This window comes from Lentibacillus sp. (assembly GCF_035301925.1).
Classification (GTDB): domain Bacteria; phylum Bacillota; class Bacilli; order Bacillales; family Amphibacillaceae; genus Lentibacillus.
In genome coordinates, this window is record NZ_DATGTI010000187.1 from 1 (window position 1) to 14,551 (window position 14,551).

A 14,551-nucleotide genomic window follows, 5' to 3' on the forward strand; every position below is an offset into this window, starting at 1 on the left:
CAGGAACAGCTGGAAGCGACGATCACCGACGCCATACAGGATGGTGAGGAAAAAATGCTGCCTGGTTTAGGGGTGCTCTTTGAACTCATTTGGAAGGAATCAAGTGAGCAGGATAAGCAGGAAATGATTGAAGCATTGGAACAAGGTGTCAAGCAGGCGAATACAAGTGGTTAAGTTATTTTAAAGATAGATACATCATTAGCGGGGGGGCTCTTAAAAAAGGCGAAACACAAGAAATAGCATGTGAAATCATAATGTATTTTGCATGCTATTTCTTAATGGGGCCGGTTAATTCGATTGTTGTTTGTACGATAATCAATAAATGACATTTGCCTGTTTTCCGGAGTTCAGTCACTCCTCATTCCCTTGTTAACTAACTTTTTTACTTGTTGTCCAGCTTAGCCCTTCATAACCATTTCGAAGCCATTGCAGAAGGACATTTTCCCGCCATCCAGGTCCGCTCTATGTGAAACAGTCCCGTTTAATATAAATCTTTAGGAACAATTCAGTAAAAACTGTATGCTTTCAACAAATCATTCTCTATTCATCTATTGATCTCCCAGGCATTATAATCAATTCACTTTTTTCAACCATTTCCAATACGATTGACCATAAATTTAAATAATGATATATAATAGAACTATTGTATTAAGACAAGGTCTTCATAATACATATATTTTTATAAGGAGTCAGAAAGGAGAATCGTTAAGATGGAAGATAATGAGCAAGTCAAGAAGGGGATCTCCAAAAAAGTCATCGCCATAATTGTTGCAGCCGTTTTGGTCGTTGGCGGAAGTGTGGCGGCACTTGTGCTTATAACCGGTTCCCCGAAAGCGCAATATTTTAAAGCAGAAAAAAGCTCAATAGCGTTTTTGGGTGACAAAATTGAAGAACGCTATCAGCCGGAATTTGACTGGGCAGAAAAGACGATGGAAAACCCGGTTGAAAACACGGTGGAATTATCCGGTCAATATAACGGCCCTCCAACCGGCGGAATGGGCATGAGCCCAGAACAATTGATTAATAATTCGACGCTAACAATGAGCTCCCAATTGAACCAGGATGAAAACCAGCTGGCAACCGATCTGCAGGTTAACTTTGGCGGAATCGAAATGAAAGATATCAAACTATTTCTGGACGCCGACAATGCCATTGTACAACTGCCTTTTCTCGACGAAATACTGCAGATTAAAGACACAGATTTAAGTGAACTCCTCCAGGAAGCCGACCCGTCATTAGACGGAGCAGAAATTGATTTTGAAGCATTATTTAAACAAATGGATGGTATGCTGTCTGATGAAGATAAAGAATATCTTATGGATGAATATCTTATGATGGTATACAACGAACTGCCTGATGAAGCTTTTGAAAAAGAAGACGAAACGGTTAATGTACAGGACCAATCGGTTAATGCCGATAAAATAACTTTTAGCCTTTCCGAAGAGCAATTAAAAGAATTGATCACTGTTGTTTTAGAGAAGGCTAAAGATGATGATCAGCTAAAAGACATCATTGAGGAACAAATCAGAAATCAATTAGGAATCTTTGCCACGGGATCACTGCCTGCTGAAATGAAAGATGAAGTAAACAAAATGATGGAGGATTTCGAGAAATCAATCGATGAAACGCTTAAAGGACTGGAAGATTACCAGATTCCAGATGGTCTGACCTCTGTTATTTGGGTTAAGGATGGCCTGATCGTTAAGCGTGACTTTTCGATTGGCATGGCACCAAAAGATGAAGAGGTATCCACACTGTCGATTTCCAGCGATCAGATTTTGAATGATTCGGAACAAAACATGGCCTATGAATTTACAGTGGATGATATGACTGCGACGTTAGATATCAATCTATCAAACCAGGATAATAATCTCGAAGACACCGTCTCAATCGCTGCCGGCGGAATTGAACTTTCGTATAACGGCGAGTCAACACTTGAAGATGGCACAAGGGAATTTGAACGAACGTTTTCATTGGCCACCCCTGATCCAAACGGTTCCGGAAGCCTGAAATGGAGTGGAGAAGCAACCTATGAAAATGATCAAAAAAGTGCAGATCATACACTGACCGTTGAACTGCCTGATCTGCCGCAGGATATGGTCAGCCTGAACATCCAAAATGATGCCAAGACGATTAAAGAAGTTGATCAGCCTGATGATTCTAACGTGAAAAATCTTGGTGACATGTCTGCACAGGAATTGGAAATCTACTTCCAGACAGAAGTGGCACAACAATTCCAGCAATGGCTGATGGAGATTATGGGAGCTCCCGGTGGTAACATGAACAGCTTTTAATTAAGGAAGTGCCGGTATGACTTTTGTGAAACATAGCCTTCTATTTATACGAAGCAATCTAAAGCAATTGCAGAGGAAGTGGCCTGCCCTTCCTCTGCTTTTACTGTTTCCGGTAATACTGATATCACTCGTCGCTGTCATCGCTGTATCGCTTGTTCAGCCTGACGAAAACGACCCAATCCATGTAGGTCTCGTCGACCTTGACAAATCACAGGAAACGGAAACAGTTATCAGCTTAATAGAGGAATCATCGCAATTGGGAAATTTTATTAAAATGGAAGCATTAACAAAAGATGAGGCCAGCACACAAATAAATAAACAATTAAGCGCCTATATCAGCTTTCCGGAAGGCTTTACTGAAAGTTTATACACTGGGGATTCTGTCACTCTGAACATCACAGGCAACCCTGGTAAACAGACGGAAAGTTATCTTGTCAAGGAATTGCTCGATAGCATCGCCAGACACATACGCGCGTCACAAGCCAATATTCTTACGGTGAATTTTTATGCAAAGCAATTGCCCATTGACAGTGATGTGCGTCATGATATGTTGTTTCAGCAGTTCAATGAATTTTTAGTCTATACGGTCGGCAAAGATAAAATCATCAGCGAAGAAGAATTGACCAACCAAGTGACAAGCTCACCGATCAATTACTACGGTCTTTCAGCCTGGTTCATGATGTTGACTGTTTGGATTTTGGTATTCTACACATTTTTTACAAATGATGCACAAGCACGTATGCAAAACAGAATGCGGCTGTATGGTGTCACAATTCTTCAGCAGTTGACAGCAAAAATGGTGATAACGTTCATACTTACTGGCATTTTAGCCGCAGGTGCATTTTATACATATGCTTCGCTGATGGCGATCCCATTATATAGTGAGGATTATATCCGCATCACCCTGATTGCTGGGTTATACAGTTTAATTTACTTGTGTCTCTTGGCCATTATGGAATTAATTTTCCCGGATCAAAAAATACGCCTTCTGATCCACTCATTGTTTACACTGATTGTTCTTCTGGGCAGTGGTGCCATTATACCTGCTTTATATTTCCCATTGTATATACAGGATTTGCTTCCGTACTTTTTTGCAAGTGAAGCGTATTACTGGCTTCGGGAAATTCTTTTGAACGGACGACTCTACGCTGATTACATAGCGCTGACCATCATACTGATATCCGTTATCCTGATGCTTGCCGGCATTTCCTTATTGAAGGAGCGTGCTGCTAAATGAAACAGATCATAACAACGCGCTTAATGCATTGGAAGAAACAGTGGATCAGCCTTGTGTTCTGGCTTCTGTTTCCGTTGATCGCCACAATCAGCCTTACGATGATAACTGATACGGTGCAAGAAGATTCAAAAGTGCCTGTCGGTATTGTATTGGAAGAAGAAACAGCTGCTGTTAAAGAATTAACAGAGGAGATAAAAGCAGCACCGTTTATCAGGATGGAGATACTCCCTGAAGACGAAGCATTGCACAATTTGGAGAAACATGAACTTGACAGTGTGTTCATAATTCACGAAGACTTTGAGGAAAACATACAGCAGGATAACCGGACAAGACTGATCACTGGTTATCAGTCTGATTTATCGTTAGCCTATTCGCCTGTCAAAGAAATGATTATTTCGTATGTTCAGCAGGAGACTGGAAGAGCCAAAGCGGCGTTTACGGTTAAACAGCTTGAACAGCAATATAACGGGCAAGAAAATTGGGCGTATGAAGAAATCATTGCAAAAAGCAAATCGATACAGCAGGAGGAAAATCTTCTGCAAACAGATCTTTCCTTTTTGGAGACGCCGGAAGCGGCTGATGACACATCAAAATTATTCCCTGTCTGGGCGCTATGGGGTGTATTCAGCTTCTTATCAACACTTTTAGTATTCGATTGGGTTATCAAGGAGAAACGCTCAAAAGCAATCTTGCGGCTGGCATTTTCCCGGTGGTCATTAAAATCATATTTGCTGCAGAACTTTATGCTGTATATGGTTATACTTTTTGCCTTTGATCTTGCTGCGGCCGGGGCATTTTATGTCATGTTCAATGAATGGATCAGTCCCGTCAATCTATTGGTTTACCGTATATTGACCAGTATGGCTGCGTTTCTGTTTGCTAATCTGTTTAAAAACCAATTTATTTATTATACGGTGTCATTTGCATTCGTTTTAGTTGCAGCGATTGGGAGCGGGGCTTTGCTGCCATTAGAGTCAGCCATCCAATCGAAATGGTTTGATTCGATCAATCCGTTGGCACCGCTGCTGTCGGGTGAGTATATCAATATCTGGTCAGTGTTCATGTTATTGTTTGCTGCAGCCTGGCTGTTCAGAAAGGAGAAATTTCATGCTTGAAGTTGAGACGCTTTCAAAAACTTACGGGAAAAAGCAAATTCTGGAGAATATTTCCTTTTCCATAAAACCCGGTGAAGTGATCGGAATTGTCGGAGAAAACGGTGCAGGCAAATCAACCTTGCTGCAAATGTTAGCAACATTATCCAAACCGACATCCGGAACGATCACTTTAAACGGCCAATCATACGACACCAGGGCTAAACAAATCCGCCGGCAAATTGGGTTTGTTCCCCAGGATATCGCGCTTTGGGAAGATTTTTTGGTAAAGGAAAATATGATGTTTTTTGAAAAGCTTGCATGGACGCGCAAAAGCCCGGATCAACTTAAACAGCTGTGCAGTGATGTGAAACTGGATAAATGGAATGAGCCCGTCAAAATACTTTCAGGCGGGATGAAACGCAAATTGAATATCGCCATTACCCTGATCCATGAACCTGACCTCCTGCTGCTGGATGAACCAACGGCAGGTATCGATCTGAAATCCCGAAAGGAAATCGGTTCCTACTTATCAAAACTGGCCAAAAAGCAGGAAAAAATGATTTTGTATACCTCGCACGATATGGATGAGATTATGCAATTGTGCGATCGAATTTATTGTATTGGTGATGATCCATTCTACCAGCAAGTACTAAAGTCTTATGGAAAAAATCCAATATTATTGTGAATGGCAGTTGCCAGTTCCCAGTTTTCGGTATAAACTAAACTATAGGTAACTTGATCAGGAGTTGGATTCAATGGATATACGAAACCTGCAAACATATATACAACAACAGGCGCTCGCAACGATGACATCATCGGCGGCCGGGAACAGCACATGGAACAGTCCCGTAACAGACTTAACGTTCAAGCTAATGCTTCAACAGCAGATGAATAACAGTGCATCAGCTGGACAAGCCTCATCACATTTTGATAATCCCGTATATCCAGCGGTGAACAACAGCTGGGCAGATGGACAGTCAGCGATGAGTCAGCCCAATACAGGCGTAAACAGCAGCTTACCACTGCCAGCAGCCAATACTGCCTCGACAGATAATGTTGATACATACGTAAAACAGTCAGCTGAAAAGTATGGTATTGATCCAAAACTGATTCATTCAGTCATTAAAGCAGAATCAAACTATAACCCGAATGCCAAAAGTCATGCCGGTGCTCAGGGGCTGATGCAGCTTATGCCGACAACTGCAGCTGGACTTGGCGTAACCAATCCGTATGACCCAATGCAAAATATTGATGGCGGGACTAAATACTTGAGCCAGATGCTGACAAAATATGACGGCAATCTTAGGCTGGCGCTTGCCGCATACAATGCCGGTCCGGGAAATGTAGACAAGCATCAGGGAATACCGCCGTTTGCTGAAACGAGAAATTATGTTGAAAAAGTGATGAACGCATATTTAATTTAAATAAGAGCGGCTGATACGCCGCTCTTTTCACTTTCTTTCTAGCCAAGCTTAATTTCTTTCACTTTATCGGCATCCAGTTTTTTAATCGTGGCAACGATCAGTTTCACCGCGTTTTCAAAGTCATCACGATGCAGGATTGCCGCATGTGAATGGATATACCTTGTTGCAATCGTGATTGACAGTGATGGTACACCATCTGCCGTTAAATGAATGGAACCGGAATCTGTTCCACCGCCCGCAATGGACGCAAATTGATATGGAATATTTTGCTCGTCTGCCGTGTCGACGACTAAATCGCGGACACCTTTATTCGGTACCATAGACGCATCATAAATGATAATTTGCGGCCCTTTTCCAAGTTCGCTGTCCGCTTCTTTATCGGAAACACCAGGCATATCACCTGCAATTCCGACATCAACACCAAAACCGATATCCGGCTTAATAGCATGTGCTGATGTTCGTGCACCACGCAGACCGACTTCTTCCTGAATGGTTCCAACGCCGTAAACCGTGTTTGGATGTTTTTCTTCTTTCAGCTGTTTGAGCACTTCGATGGCGATCGCACAGCCGATCCGGTTGTCCCACGCTTTTGCCATTAGCATTTTTTCGTTTTTCATTTGCGTGAATTCGAAGTAAGGGACAATTGAGTCACCGGGACGTACACCGAATTCCTGGGCTTCTTCCTTGCTTGACGCGCCGATGTCAATAAACATATTTTTTATTTCGACCGGCTTTTTGCGCTCTTCAGCTGACAATACATGCGGCGGTTTGGAACCAATCAGACCGGTCACATCACCACGGGCAGTCATAATCGTAACTCGCTGGGCCAACATGACCTGATTCCACCAGCCGCCGACAGTCTGGAAATAGACAAAACCTTTGTCGTCAATACGGGTAACCATGAAGCCAACCTCGTCCAAATGACCGGCAACCATAATTTTCGGTCCGTTTTCCTCACCGGTCTTTTCCGCAATCAGGCTTCCAAGATTATCTGTATAAACTGCATCAGCATACGGTGTGATGTATTTTTTCATGACGTCCCTTGGTTCCCTTTCATCTCCTGGAATTCCCCGTGCGTCTGTCAAATCCTTTAGCATTGTATTTGTTTCATCCAAATTTGCCATATGTATTATGAACCTCCTTTTATATTCCTTTTTCATTATAACGCTAACATCAAAAATGACAAAATATTTCTATTAATATCCTTGATTTTGGCGTTCATAATTGACTTCATTCTTTTTAAAATAAGCATCTTTAATAGCATGCTCATCAAACCCCAGCAAAATTCCCAGCTGTAAATAATTTTCAAACAGCTGATTGTAATTTGCTTCTGAAGGGTCTCGATAAAATGCAGTACATACGTCATATACACGGTTAAACTGCCCTGTTTCATCCGTTTCAACCGAATTCACCCGATCAGCTGTATACCGATACCCTTTTTCCAATCCCAGTGATAAAAGAAAATGAATGCCATCGACATATTCCTCTAAAATAATCGATTGGTCACTGCGCGGTTTAATACTCCAAAATTTGAAACACCTTGTCTCGTTTGCCAGCTCGCCAAGTTCCACAAGCAAGGCTAAATATTTTTCCTGGAACACATCCCGGCCCGATAAATCATGCTGTGACTCAATATAGGCATCCAGTTGCTTTTGCATCGTATACAATGATGACCAATCCATTTATTTTCCTCCCCCGATTCCACATTGTTGATAAGTAATCCCAAAAAGATTTGCTTCTAATTGTACCACGAAATCATCATATTCGTGAAACCTGCCGAGATGCCGAAACGTATAATCATATTATCAACCGAAATAAGGAGACGGTGGATATGATTGTACTTTTATTTCGATTCCTCATTCTGATCGCACTCGTTATGCTTGTCTATACGATCGTTCAATATTTCCGGAATCCTGACCGGAAGCTGCAAATTGCCAAATCAGCCAATACATTCTATATGGTGGATGACCCCGGCAACTCCAAAAAGAATATCCAGTTCGTCTATAAAAGCTGTTTGTTTGAAGGCGAGAAATATATCGGGACGACTGAAGATTCATTTGAAGTAGTCGATATCCACATATTTGCTCGCGATGCCAATGAACTGGAAGGCATTACGAAAGATGACTTATATTTTATTGAAAAAGAATTATTGATGCGCTATCCGCATGCCACTATTACATGGAAATATCCCATCAATAAATTAATTCTGACAACAATTGACTAAACGATTGGCAGGCATTCAGAAAGATTCATCATGGGCATATAAAAGCGCACCCGCCGGCAGGATGCGCATTTCCATCATGTACTGACCTGAAAAAAGTCATGCCATTTTATGATAATTTCTTTTCGTCTCAGAATGTAGATGAATGGCAGCAACACGAGTAAAAGCATGAGGATATGAATTGGGGATAAGCTGGATAGCCATTTGCCAATTGATGTGTAAACGACTGCCAATGGGATGTTCGTCAGGATGGATGATTTTGTATAATCCTTGAAGTTTGACGATATTTCGATCAGACACAGGGATAATAAATGAAAATGGATGAAAGGAACAAGTCTTAGCAATGCAATTTGTGATGGCGTAAATTCGGAATGACGCCCCATTAATTTTTGCTTCAGATGGACAAGCTTCGTGAATGTTTTTGGCATCCATCGAATAACGGCATAAAATATGATGCTGGAAAGCGTAATACCAATGACAGAGTACAGTGTGCCGGCAACAGTCCCAAAAAGAACACCGCCTGATATACATATGAAAACGACCGGAAGAAAAAATAACGGTCTTAATAAATGAAAGCTGATGAATAAAATCGGTGCGAACAACCCGCCTGTTTCAATAAAAACCATTATATAATTGCCAGCGAGCTCCATACCTTACCTCCTTCTCCGGTACTTGTTTCATACGTCAGTACATGTATATGACAATAGACGAGCCATTATGACATTAACAATATGGGAGAATAGGGACAGGCAGCTTGTCCCACATGAAAGGAGGCCTTTCCCTCCCGTTCCTGCCCCAGCCTTCCATGTCAGCCACTCATGCTAATTACTTGGTAAGGAATCCAAACGGCGGCGTGCACATTGGATCGGGAAATATTGTACAGAAAAAGAGCCAAAACCGGAAGAACGGATTTGACTCTTTTTTAACATCCAGCAGGCAAAAACTGCCCACTAAATGAAGTTTCGCTTTACCCCGCCTTAACAGACAGTAAACTCCCCCTCAATAAAATGGTAGAAGTTATTAAAAATAGGATTAGTGAGCAACTGTCTGTAAAGGTCCGATTCGGCTCAACTAACATTCAACAGGGATAGTACGCCCTATTGAATGAAGTTTCGCTTTATTTCAATGCTGCTTTAGCTTTTTCAGCTAATTGCGCAAATGCTTTTTCGTCATTGACAGCAAGGTCTGACAGCATTTTACGGTTAACTTCGACACCAGCTTGCTTTAATCCGTGCATTAATCTGCTGTATGAAATATCGTTCATGCGTGCTGCAGCATTAATGCGGGAGATCCACAGCTTGCGGAAGTCACGTTTTTTCTGTCTGCGGTCGCGATAAGCATACTGACCGGATTTCATGACCTGCTGTTTTGCTGTTTTAAATAATGCGTGTTTTGATCCATAATAACCTTTAGCTAGTTTTAAGACGCGTTTACGACGTTTGCGCGTCACTGTTCCACCTTTTACACGTGGCATGTTAATTCCCTCCTAATTCAATTAAAAAGTCGTTGCGACATTTTAAAGCAATACCTCAAGCTTATTTATTTGGAAGCATTGTTTTAATGCGTCTGTAATCACTGTTGGAAACGATGGCAGATTTGCGCAGTTTACGCTTCTGCTTCTGTGATTTGTGTGCAAACATATGACTTGTATACGCATGTGCGCGTTTCAGTTTTCCTGTACCTGTTTTACGGAAACGTTTTTGTGAACCTTTATGGCTTTTCATTTTAGGCATATTGGTATCCTCCTTGTATCGTTAAATGCTTATTTTTCTTTGTTTGGGGCAAGCATCATAAACATATTACGGCCTTCCATTTTCGCTTTGGATTCTACTGACGCAACATCTTGTGTTTCTTCTGCCAGACGGTCAAGCACTTCACGTCCAAGATCCTTATGCGTAATCGCACGACCGCGAAAACGGACAGAAGCTTTAACCTTATCGCCTTTACTTAAGAACTTTCGTGCATTCTTCAGTTTTGTGTTGAAATCATGGTCGCCAATTCCCGGAGTAAACCGCACTTCTTTAACATTAATGACTTTTTGTTTCTTGCGCGCTTCTTTTTCTTTCTTTTGCTGCTCATAGCGGTATTTACCATAATTCATGATACGGCATACCGGTGGTTTGGCATTTGGTGCCACCAAAACCAAATCCAGATCACGCTTTTGAGCAATATTCAGCGCTTCATTGCGAGATTTTACTCCTAACTGATCCCCGTTTGAATCGATCAGACGTACCTCACGGGCACGGATTTTTTCATTGACGTTCAATTCTTTGCTAATTGCAAGCCACCTCCAAATATTTTTTGAGTGATCTTTCATTGACAAGTTTTTCTATCGCAAATAAAAAGTGTCGGTACACAGATGCACCCACACGTCTCCAATAATTTTTATTGAAAAATTCAGGACCAGCCGACTGCAAAGAAGCGTCGATCAGGTGAGAAGCGGGTGCTTCTACTTGTCTCAGATCATTTTATTCAACTTTTACAGAATAGCATCTATTAAACAGTGTGTCAACTATCTAATAGCCAGCCTGTAAAAGCTACATTCTCAGTCTATCATGTTTGCAGACAAAAAGGAAGCCTAGATGCTTCAGCATCGTAATTGAACCGTTGTGATATTAATCATATAACCCGGGCAATACTGCTTACCCGGGTTGATGGCTATTTATTATTCAGTACTTTTTGATTGATTTCTTCCTTAATCATGGTGCTGAAATCGTCATAACTTAATGTTTTTGACGCTTTTTCCCCATACCGGCGGACATTAACACTGTTACTCTCAATTTCATTATCCCCCAGGACAAGGGCAAATGGGACCTTCTGTGTCTGTGCTTCTCTGATTTTATACCCGATTTTCTCGTCACGTTCATCCACTTCAACCCGTACGCCGTCGAATCGCAGTTTATCCGCAACTGTTTTCGCATAGTCCAGGTGTGCATCCGGCGAAACCGGGATAACTTTCACTTGAACGGGTGCCAGCCAGGTTGGAAATGCACCTTTATATTCTTCAATCAGAAATGCTACGAAACGTTCCATGGTTGAGACAACACCGCGGTGAATGACAACCGGGCGATGTTCTTTACCGTCCTTGCCGATGTAAGTCAGGTCAAAGCGTTCCGGCAATTGATAATCAAGCTGAACAGTGGACAGCGTTTCGTCTTTTCCTAATGCTGTTTGCACCTGTACATCCAATTTCGGGCCGTAAAAAGCTGCTTCACCTTCCGCTTCAACGTATTCGACATCCATTTCTTCCATTGTTTCTTTCAGCATGGCCTGTGCTTTTTCCCACATGTCATCATTGTCTATATACTTCTCTTTATCTTCTGGATCACGGTATGACAGGCGGAAATAGTAATCCTCAATCCCGAAGTCTTTGTAAACCCTTTGAACAAGTTTCACAACCCTGATAAATTCATCTTTCAGCTGATCCGGACGGGCAAAAATATGCGCATCATTCAGGGTCATGGCACGGACACGCTGCAGCCCCGCCAGTGCTCCGGACATTTCATGGCGGTGCATGGTCCCCAGTTCCGCTATCCTCACTGGCAGATTACGGTAGCTATATAATTGATTTTTGTAGACCATCATATGATGCGGGCAATTCATCGGACGGAGCACCAGGTCTTCATTGTCCATTTCCATTGTCGGGAACATGTCATCCTGGTAATGATCCCAATGACCGCTTGTTTTATACAAATCAACACTGCCCAGAACAGGTGTGTACACATGGTCATAACCAAGACGTTCTTCAATATCAACAATATAGCGTTCAATAAAACGACGGATAGTTGCCCCTTTAGGCAGCCACAGCGGCAAACCCTGTCCAACTTCCTGGGAAACAGTGAAGATGTCCAATTCTTTGCCCAATTTCCGATGATCGCGCTCTTTCCTGTCCTCAAGAATCCGCAAATGTTCATCAAGCTGGCTTTGTTTTTCGAAAGCTGTTCCATAAATGCGCTGCAGTTGTTTATTATTGCTGTCTCCGCGCCAATAAGCGCCCGAGACACTCAGCAATTTAAATGCCTTTATTTTATTGGTTGACGGCACATGGACACCACGGCACAGATCAAAAAATTCACCCTGTTTATAAATGGTCACTTGTTCATCTTCAGGAATATCGTCAATTAATTCGAGCTTAAGATCATCACCAATTTCCCGGAACATCTCTTTTGCTTCATTACGGGAAACAACAATGCGCTTAATTTCCAGATTTTCGTCAACAATCCGCTTCATTTCTTTTTCGATTTTGGGAAGATCTTCCGGTGTCAAGGAATGTTCAAGATCCATATCGTAATAAAAACCTTCCTCAATGACTGGACCGACTCCGAATTTCACCTGACCGTACAGCCTGGTGACTGCCTGGGCTAAAAGATGTGCGGTTGAATGGCGCATAATGTCTATGCCTTCCTGATCCTTGTAAGTGATGATTTCGATTGCACCGCCGTGGGGTAAATCGCGCCGCAGATCATACAATTGGCCATCCACCTTAACAGCCAATGCTTGTTTTTTTAGCCCGGGCGATATTGAACCTGCAATATCTTCTCCAGTTGTTCCCTGGGGAAATTGTTTACTTGTGCCATCAGGAAACGTAATTGTCAAATCTGCCATATATATCACTCCTTCGTTGGATAAATTAATTTTTTAAAAACCCCAATTATTAAAAACGCCCGTCCCTCTGCCTCAAAGCAAAGGGACGAGCGTTAGCACGTGGTTCCACCCTAATTCCCGCAAAAATGCGGCTTCATTCATCTTTAACGCAGATAACACGCTGCTGTTTACACCGATGTTCAACAGCAGAGTTTAAAGGTGGTAATCATTTGCATGCATAGTGGAAGCTTTCAGCCGACGACTTCCTTCTCTTGCCTATCCATCAATCAAATGATCATGTCCTTATCGTCACTTTTCCATTTATCAATTTTGTTCTGTCCCGGATATAAAGTCAGTAACCCGGCAGAAAACAGCGGCTAACTGACCCTGAATCCCCGGTTCTGTTCGGGTCTGCACGATGCAGGTCACAAAGGCGTTGCAACAGGAATAGGAAAACTTCGACAGCGATACATCGCACAAAGAAAAAGTGCTTTCCTTTTTCGAGGACGTTGCGATCTTAGCCTTTGTTCCTCTCATTCAGTGGAGGAAAAACGCTCCACTGAATGAAGTTTCACTTTATATAAATCGTATTATAGCTTGTGTTTCAGACAAAATCAAGTCTTTTTATTTATTTTTAAAATCACTCGGAAATGGAAAGCTGCTGAATGGTTTAAATTCCACCCGTTCCTGAAAAATGTTGATCACTGTTAATGTTTTCGGATCTGATGGATCGTCACCAAACAGTTTAATTTCATCAGGCGCCATAGCTATAAGCGGTGATAAATTCAGCTCATCAACATCAAGGCCGACAATGTAAAGCGGTTCTTGCTGCATAAGCATTCGTAATTCCATTCTTGAAAACGGTTTGCCATCCGGTTTAAAAAAAGAAAACGAGTCCCCCTGCAAAATATGGATGGTTTTAAACAGGGGCTTACGTTTTATAATATAACTTCTGAGCATATCGATAAATGCCTGATGATCCTCTTCCCGTTTAAATTCATCAATCGCAAGTCCGACATAGTGGATAAGCTGTTCTTTAAACACTTTCATTTGAAAATTTATGATTGAATCAAAATGGAGTATCCCGGAATTTTTGATATTTGCCAAAAATAGCGTGTACAGTAATTGGCTTGGATCTTTATTCTTTCTGACAATTTGACTGTCTTCATCATCTCCGGCAAATATCCAATGCGATAAATCCATAATACGTTCAATCTCATCTGAATTTGTATAATAATAATTATGTTTAATAATGCTGTTTATCATGCCTGTCAGACGATGTGTCACAAAGACCCCGACCATTGCTTTGGCGATCGTCTCCATAAAATGGCTGGCGGATTCATGATGATCCAGATGCAGATGATTCCCCCATTCCTCTGTCGTTTTCCAATGTAATTCAATTTTTTTGTTTAACTGAAACAAATGCTCACAAAAACTGATCGCCTCTTTATCCGACTCAAAATAAACTTCCAGCAAAAACATCACCCTCACCCAAGACCAAACTGTTACATTATATGGACATCCATCTGAAAAAATGTATGGTCCCATGAAACTAGTAAATATCTATGGCTCAGCTGGTTAAGATAGGGTGTGTTCCGGGGCTAAAACAACCTTTGTTATAACAATCGATGGAACATGAAAAAAGATGGCATCCCAAAAAATTTAAAGGGATATGCCACCTTTTTGGACTTCGTTTC

The 14,551-nt window shown here is 41.7% G+C and carries 15 protein-coding genes and 1 other annotated feature; of the genes, 7 read left to right on the top strand and 8 right to left on the bottom strand.

All coding sequences use genetic code 11. The annotated features are described in order from the left end of the window. The 6 genes from sspI to VK080_RS15055 form a co-directional block, all read left to right on the top strand. On the top strand, window positions 1-174 hold a 174-nt coding region (gene sspI / locus VK080_RS15030), incomplete at its 5' end, for a small acid-soluble spore protein SspI (RefSeq protein WP_324225601.1). A 536-nt stretch (window positions 175-710) separates the two neighbouring features. Next, a complete protein-coding gene (locus VK080_RS15035; RefSeq protein ID WP_324225588.1) occupies window positions 711-2,294 on the top strand; it encodes a DUF6583 family protein in 1,584 nt (527 codons plus the stop codon). A gap of 16 nt (window positions 2,295-2,310) precedes the next feature. Beyond that, window positions 2,311-3,531, top strand: a complete 1,221-nt coding sequence (locus VK080_RS15040) for an ABC transporter permease (protein ID WP_324225589.1) — start codon at window positions 2,311-2,313, stop codon at window positions 3,529-3,531. Then, complete coding sequence (locus VK080_RS15045; RefSeq protein WP_324225590.1) at window positions 3,528-4,646, top strand: ABC transporter permease; 1,119 nt, start codon at window positions 3,528-3,530, stop codon at window positions 4,644-4,646. The genes VK080_RS15040 and VK080_RS15045 overlap by 4 nt, the downstream gene beginning before the upstream one ends. Next, a complete protein-coding gene (locus VK080_RS15050; RefSeq protein ID WP_324225591.1) occupies window positions 4,639-5,310 on the top strand; it encodes an ABC transporter ATP-binding protein in 672 nt (223 codons plus the stop codon). Before VK080_RS15045 ends, VK080_RS15050 begins: the two co-directional genes overlap by 8 nt. 70 nt (window positions 5,311-5,380) lie before the next feature. After that, the gene (locus tag VK080_RS15055) at window positions 5,381-6,049 is read left to right on the top strand and encodes a lytic transglycosylase domain-containing protein (RefSeq protein ID WP_324225592.1); all 669 of its coding nucleotides are present in this window, start codon (window positions 5,381-5,383) and stop codon (window positions 6,047-6,049) included. 38 nt (window positions 6,050-6,087) lie between these two features. On the opposite strand, the gene VK080_RS15060 is transcribed toward VK080_RS15055, so the two are convergent. Together VK080_RS15060 and VK080_RS15065 are read right to left on the bottom strand one after the other, a co-directional pair. Further along, window positions 6,088-7,173, bottom strand: a complete 1,086-nt coding sequence (locus tag VK080_RS15060) for a M42 family metallopeptidase (RefSeq protein WP_324225593.1) — start codon at window positions 7,171-7,173, stop codon at window positions 6,088-6,090. A gap of 72 nt (window positions 7,174-7,245) precedes the next feature. Next, window positions 7,246-7,731, bottom strand: coding sequence for a dUTP diphosphatase (locus tag VK080_RS15065; RefSeq protein ID WP_324225594.1), 486 nt, complete (start codon window positions 7,729-7,731; stop codon window positions 7,246-7,248). A gap of 149 nt (window positions 7,732-7,880) precedes the next feature. Here VK080_RS15065 and VK080_RS15070 point away from each other — a divergent pair, with 149 nt between their 5' ends. Next, window positions 7,881-8,273 (top strand): sigma-w pathway protein ysdB, encoded by a 393-nt coding sequence (locus tag VK080_RS15070; RefSeq protein ID WP_324225595.1) that lies wholly within the window; start codon window positions 7,881-7,883, stop codon window positions 8,271-8,273. A 74-nt stretch (window positions 8,274-8,347) separates the two neighbouring features. Here VK080_RS15070 and VK080_RS15075 read toward each other — a convergent pair whose 3' ends face one another. The 6 genes from VK080_RS15075 to ytxC form a co-directional block, all read right to left on the bottom strand. Next, on the bottom strand, window positions 8,348-8,920 hold the full coding sequence (locus tag VK080_RS15075; protein WP_324225596.1) for a TVP38/TMEM64 family protein: 573 nt from the start codon (window positions 8,918-8,920) through the stop codon (window positions 8,348-8,350). A gap of 467 nt (window positions 8,921-9,387) precedes the next feature. Then, window positions 9,388-9,744 carry a 50S ribosomal protein L20 gene (rplT, locus tag VK080_RS15080; protein ID WP_324225597.1) on the bottom strand — a complete coding sequence of 119 codons (357 nt, stop codon included), beginning with the start codon at window positions 9,742-9,744 and terminating at the stop codon, window positions 9,388-9,390. Window positions 9,745-9,805: 61 nt separating this feature from the next. Then, a complete protein-coding gene (gene rpmI, locus VK080_RS15085; RefSeq protein WP_324225598.1) occupies window positions 9,806-10,003 on the bottom strand; it encodes a 50S ribosomal protein L35 in 198 nt (65 codons plus the stop codon). 29 nt (window positions 10,004-10,032) lie between these two features. After that, window positions 10,033-10,536: a translation initiation factor IF-3 gene (gene infC / locus VK080_RS15090; protein WP_324225602.1), complete on the bottom strand. Its 504-nt coding sequence runs from the start codon at window positions 10,534-10,536 to the stop codon at window positions 10,033-10,035. Window positions 10,537-10,603: 67 nt separating this feature from the next. Next, window positions 10,604-10,731 (bottom strand) — a sequence feature (ribosomal protein L20 leader region). A gap of 197 nt (window positions 10,732-10,928) precedes the next feature. Further along, window positions 10,929-12,875 carry a threonine--tRNA ligase gene (thrS, locus tag VK080_RS15095; RefSeq protein ID WP_324225599.1) on the bottom strand — a complete coding sequence of 649 codons (1,947 nt, stop codon included), beginning with the start codon at window positions 12,873-12,875 and terminating at the stop codon, window positions 10,929-10,931. Between the two features lie 603 nt (window positions 12,876-13,478). Further along, window positions 13,479-14,330, bottom strand: a complete 852-nt coding sequence (gene ytxC / locus VK080_RS15100; RefSeq protein WP_324225600.1) for a putative sporulation protein YtxC — start codon at window positions 14,328-14,330, stop codon at window positions 13,479-13,481. Window positions 14,331-14,551 lie beyond the last annotated feature (221 nt).

What these genes read in the sequence shown, in the direction of transcription:
- thrS (WP_324225599.1), bottom strand. Translation starts at nt 12,875, where the DNA reads ATGGCAGATTTGACAATTACGTTTCCTGATGGCACAAGTAAACAATTT.
- VK080_RS15045 (WP_324225590.1), top strand. Translation starts at nt 3,528, where the DNA reads ATGAAACAGATCATAACAACGCGCTTAATGCATTGGAAGAAACAGTGG.
- rplT (WP_324225597.1), bottom strand. Translation starts at nt 9,744, where the DNA reads ATGCCACGTGTAAAAGGTGGAACAGTGACGCGCAAACGTCGTAAACGC.
- VK080_RS15055 (WP_324225592.1), top strand. Translation starts at nt 5,381, where the DNA reads ATGGATATACGAAACCTGCAAACATATATACAACAACAGGCGCTCGCA.
- VK080_RS15065 (WP_324225594.1), bottom strand. Translation starts at nt 7,731, where the DNA reads ATGGATTGGTCATCATTGTATACGATGCAAAAGCAACTGGATGCCTAT.
- VK080_RS15040 (WP_324225589.1), top strand. Translation starts at nt 2,311, where the DNA reads ATGACTTTTGTGAAACATAGCCTTCTATTTATACGAAGCAATCTAAAG.
- rpmI (WP_324225598.1), bottom strand. Translation starts at nt 10,003, where the DNA reads ATGCCTAAAATGAAAAGCCATAAAGGTTCACAAAAACGTTTCCGTAAA.
- VK080_RS15050 (WP_324225591.1), top strand. Translation starts at nt 4,639, where the DNA reads ATGCTTGAAGTTGAGACGCTTTCAAAAACTTACGGGAAAAAGCAAATT.
- VK080_RS15075 (WP_324225596.1), bottom strand. Translation starts at nt 8,920, where the DNA reads ATGGAGCTCGCTGGCAATTATATAATGGTTTTTATTGAAACAGGCGGG.
- VK080_RS15060 (WP_324225593.1), bottom strand. Translation starts at nt 7,173, where the DNA reads ATGGCAAATTTGGATGAAACAAATACAATGCTAAAGGATTTGACAGAC.
- VK080_RS15070 (WP_324225595.1), top strand. Translation starts at nt 7,881, where the DNA reads ATGATTGTACTTTTATTTCGATTCCTCATTCTGATCGCACTCGTTATG.
- VK080_RS15035 (WP_324225588.1), top strand. Translation starts at nt 711, where the DNA reads ATGGAAGATAATGAGCAAGTCAAGAAGGGGATCTCCAAAAAAGTCATC.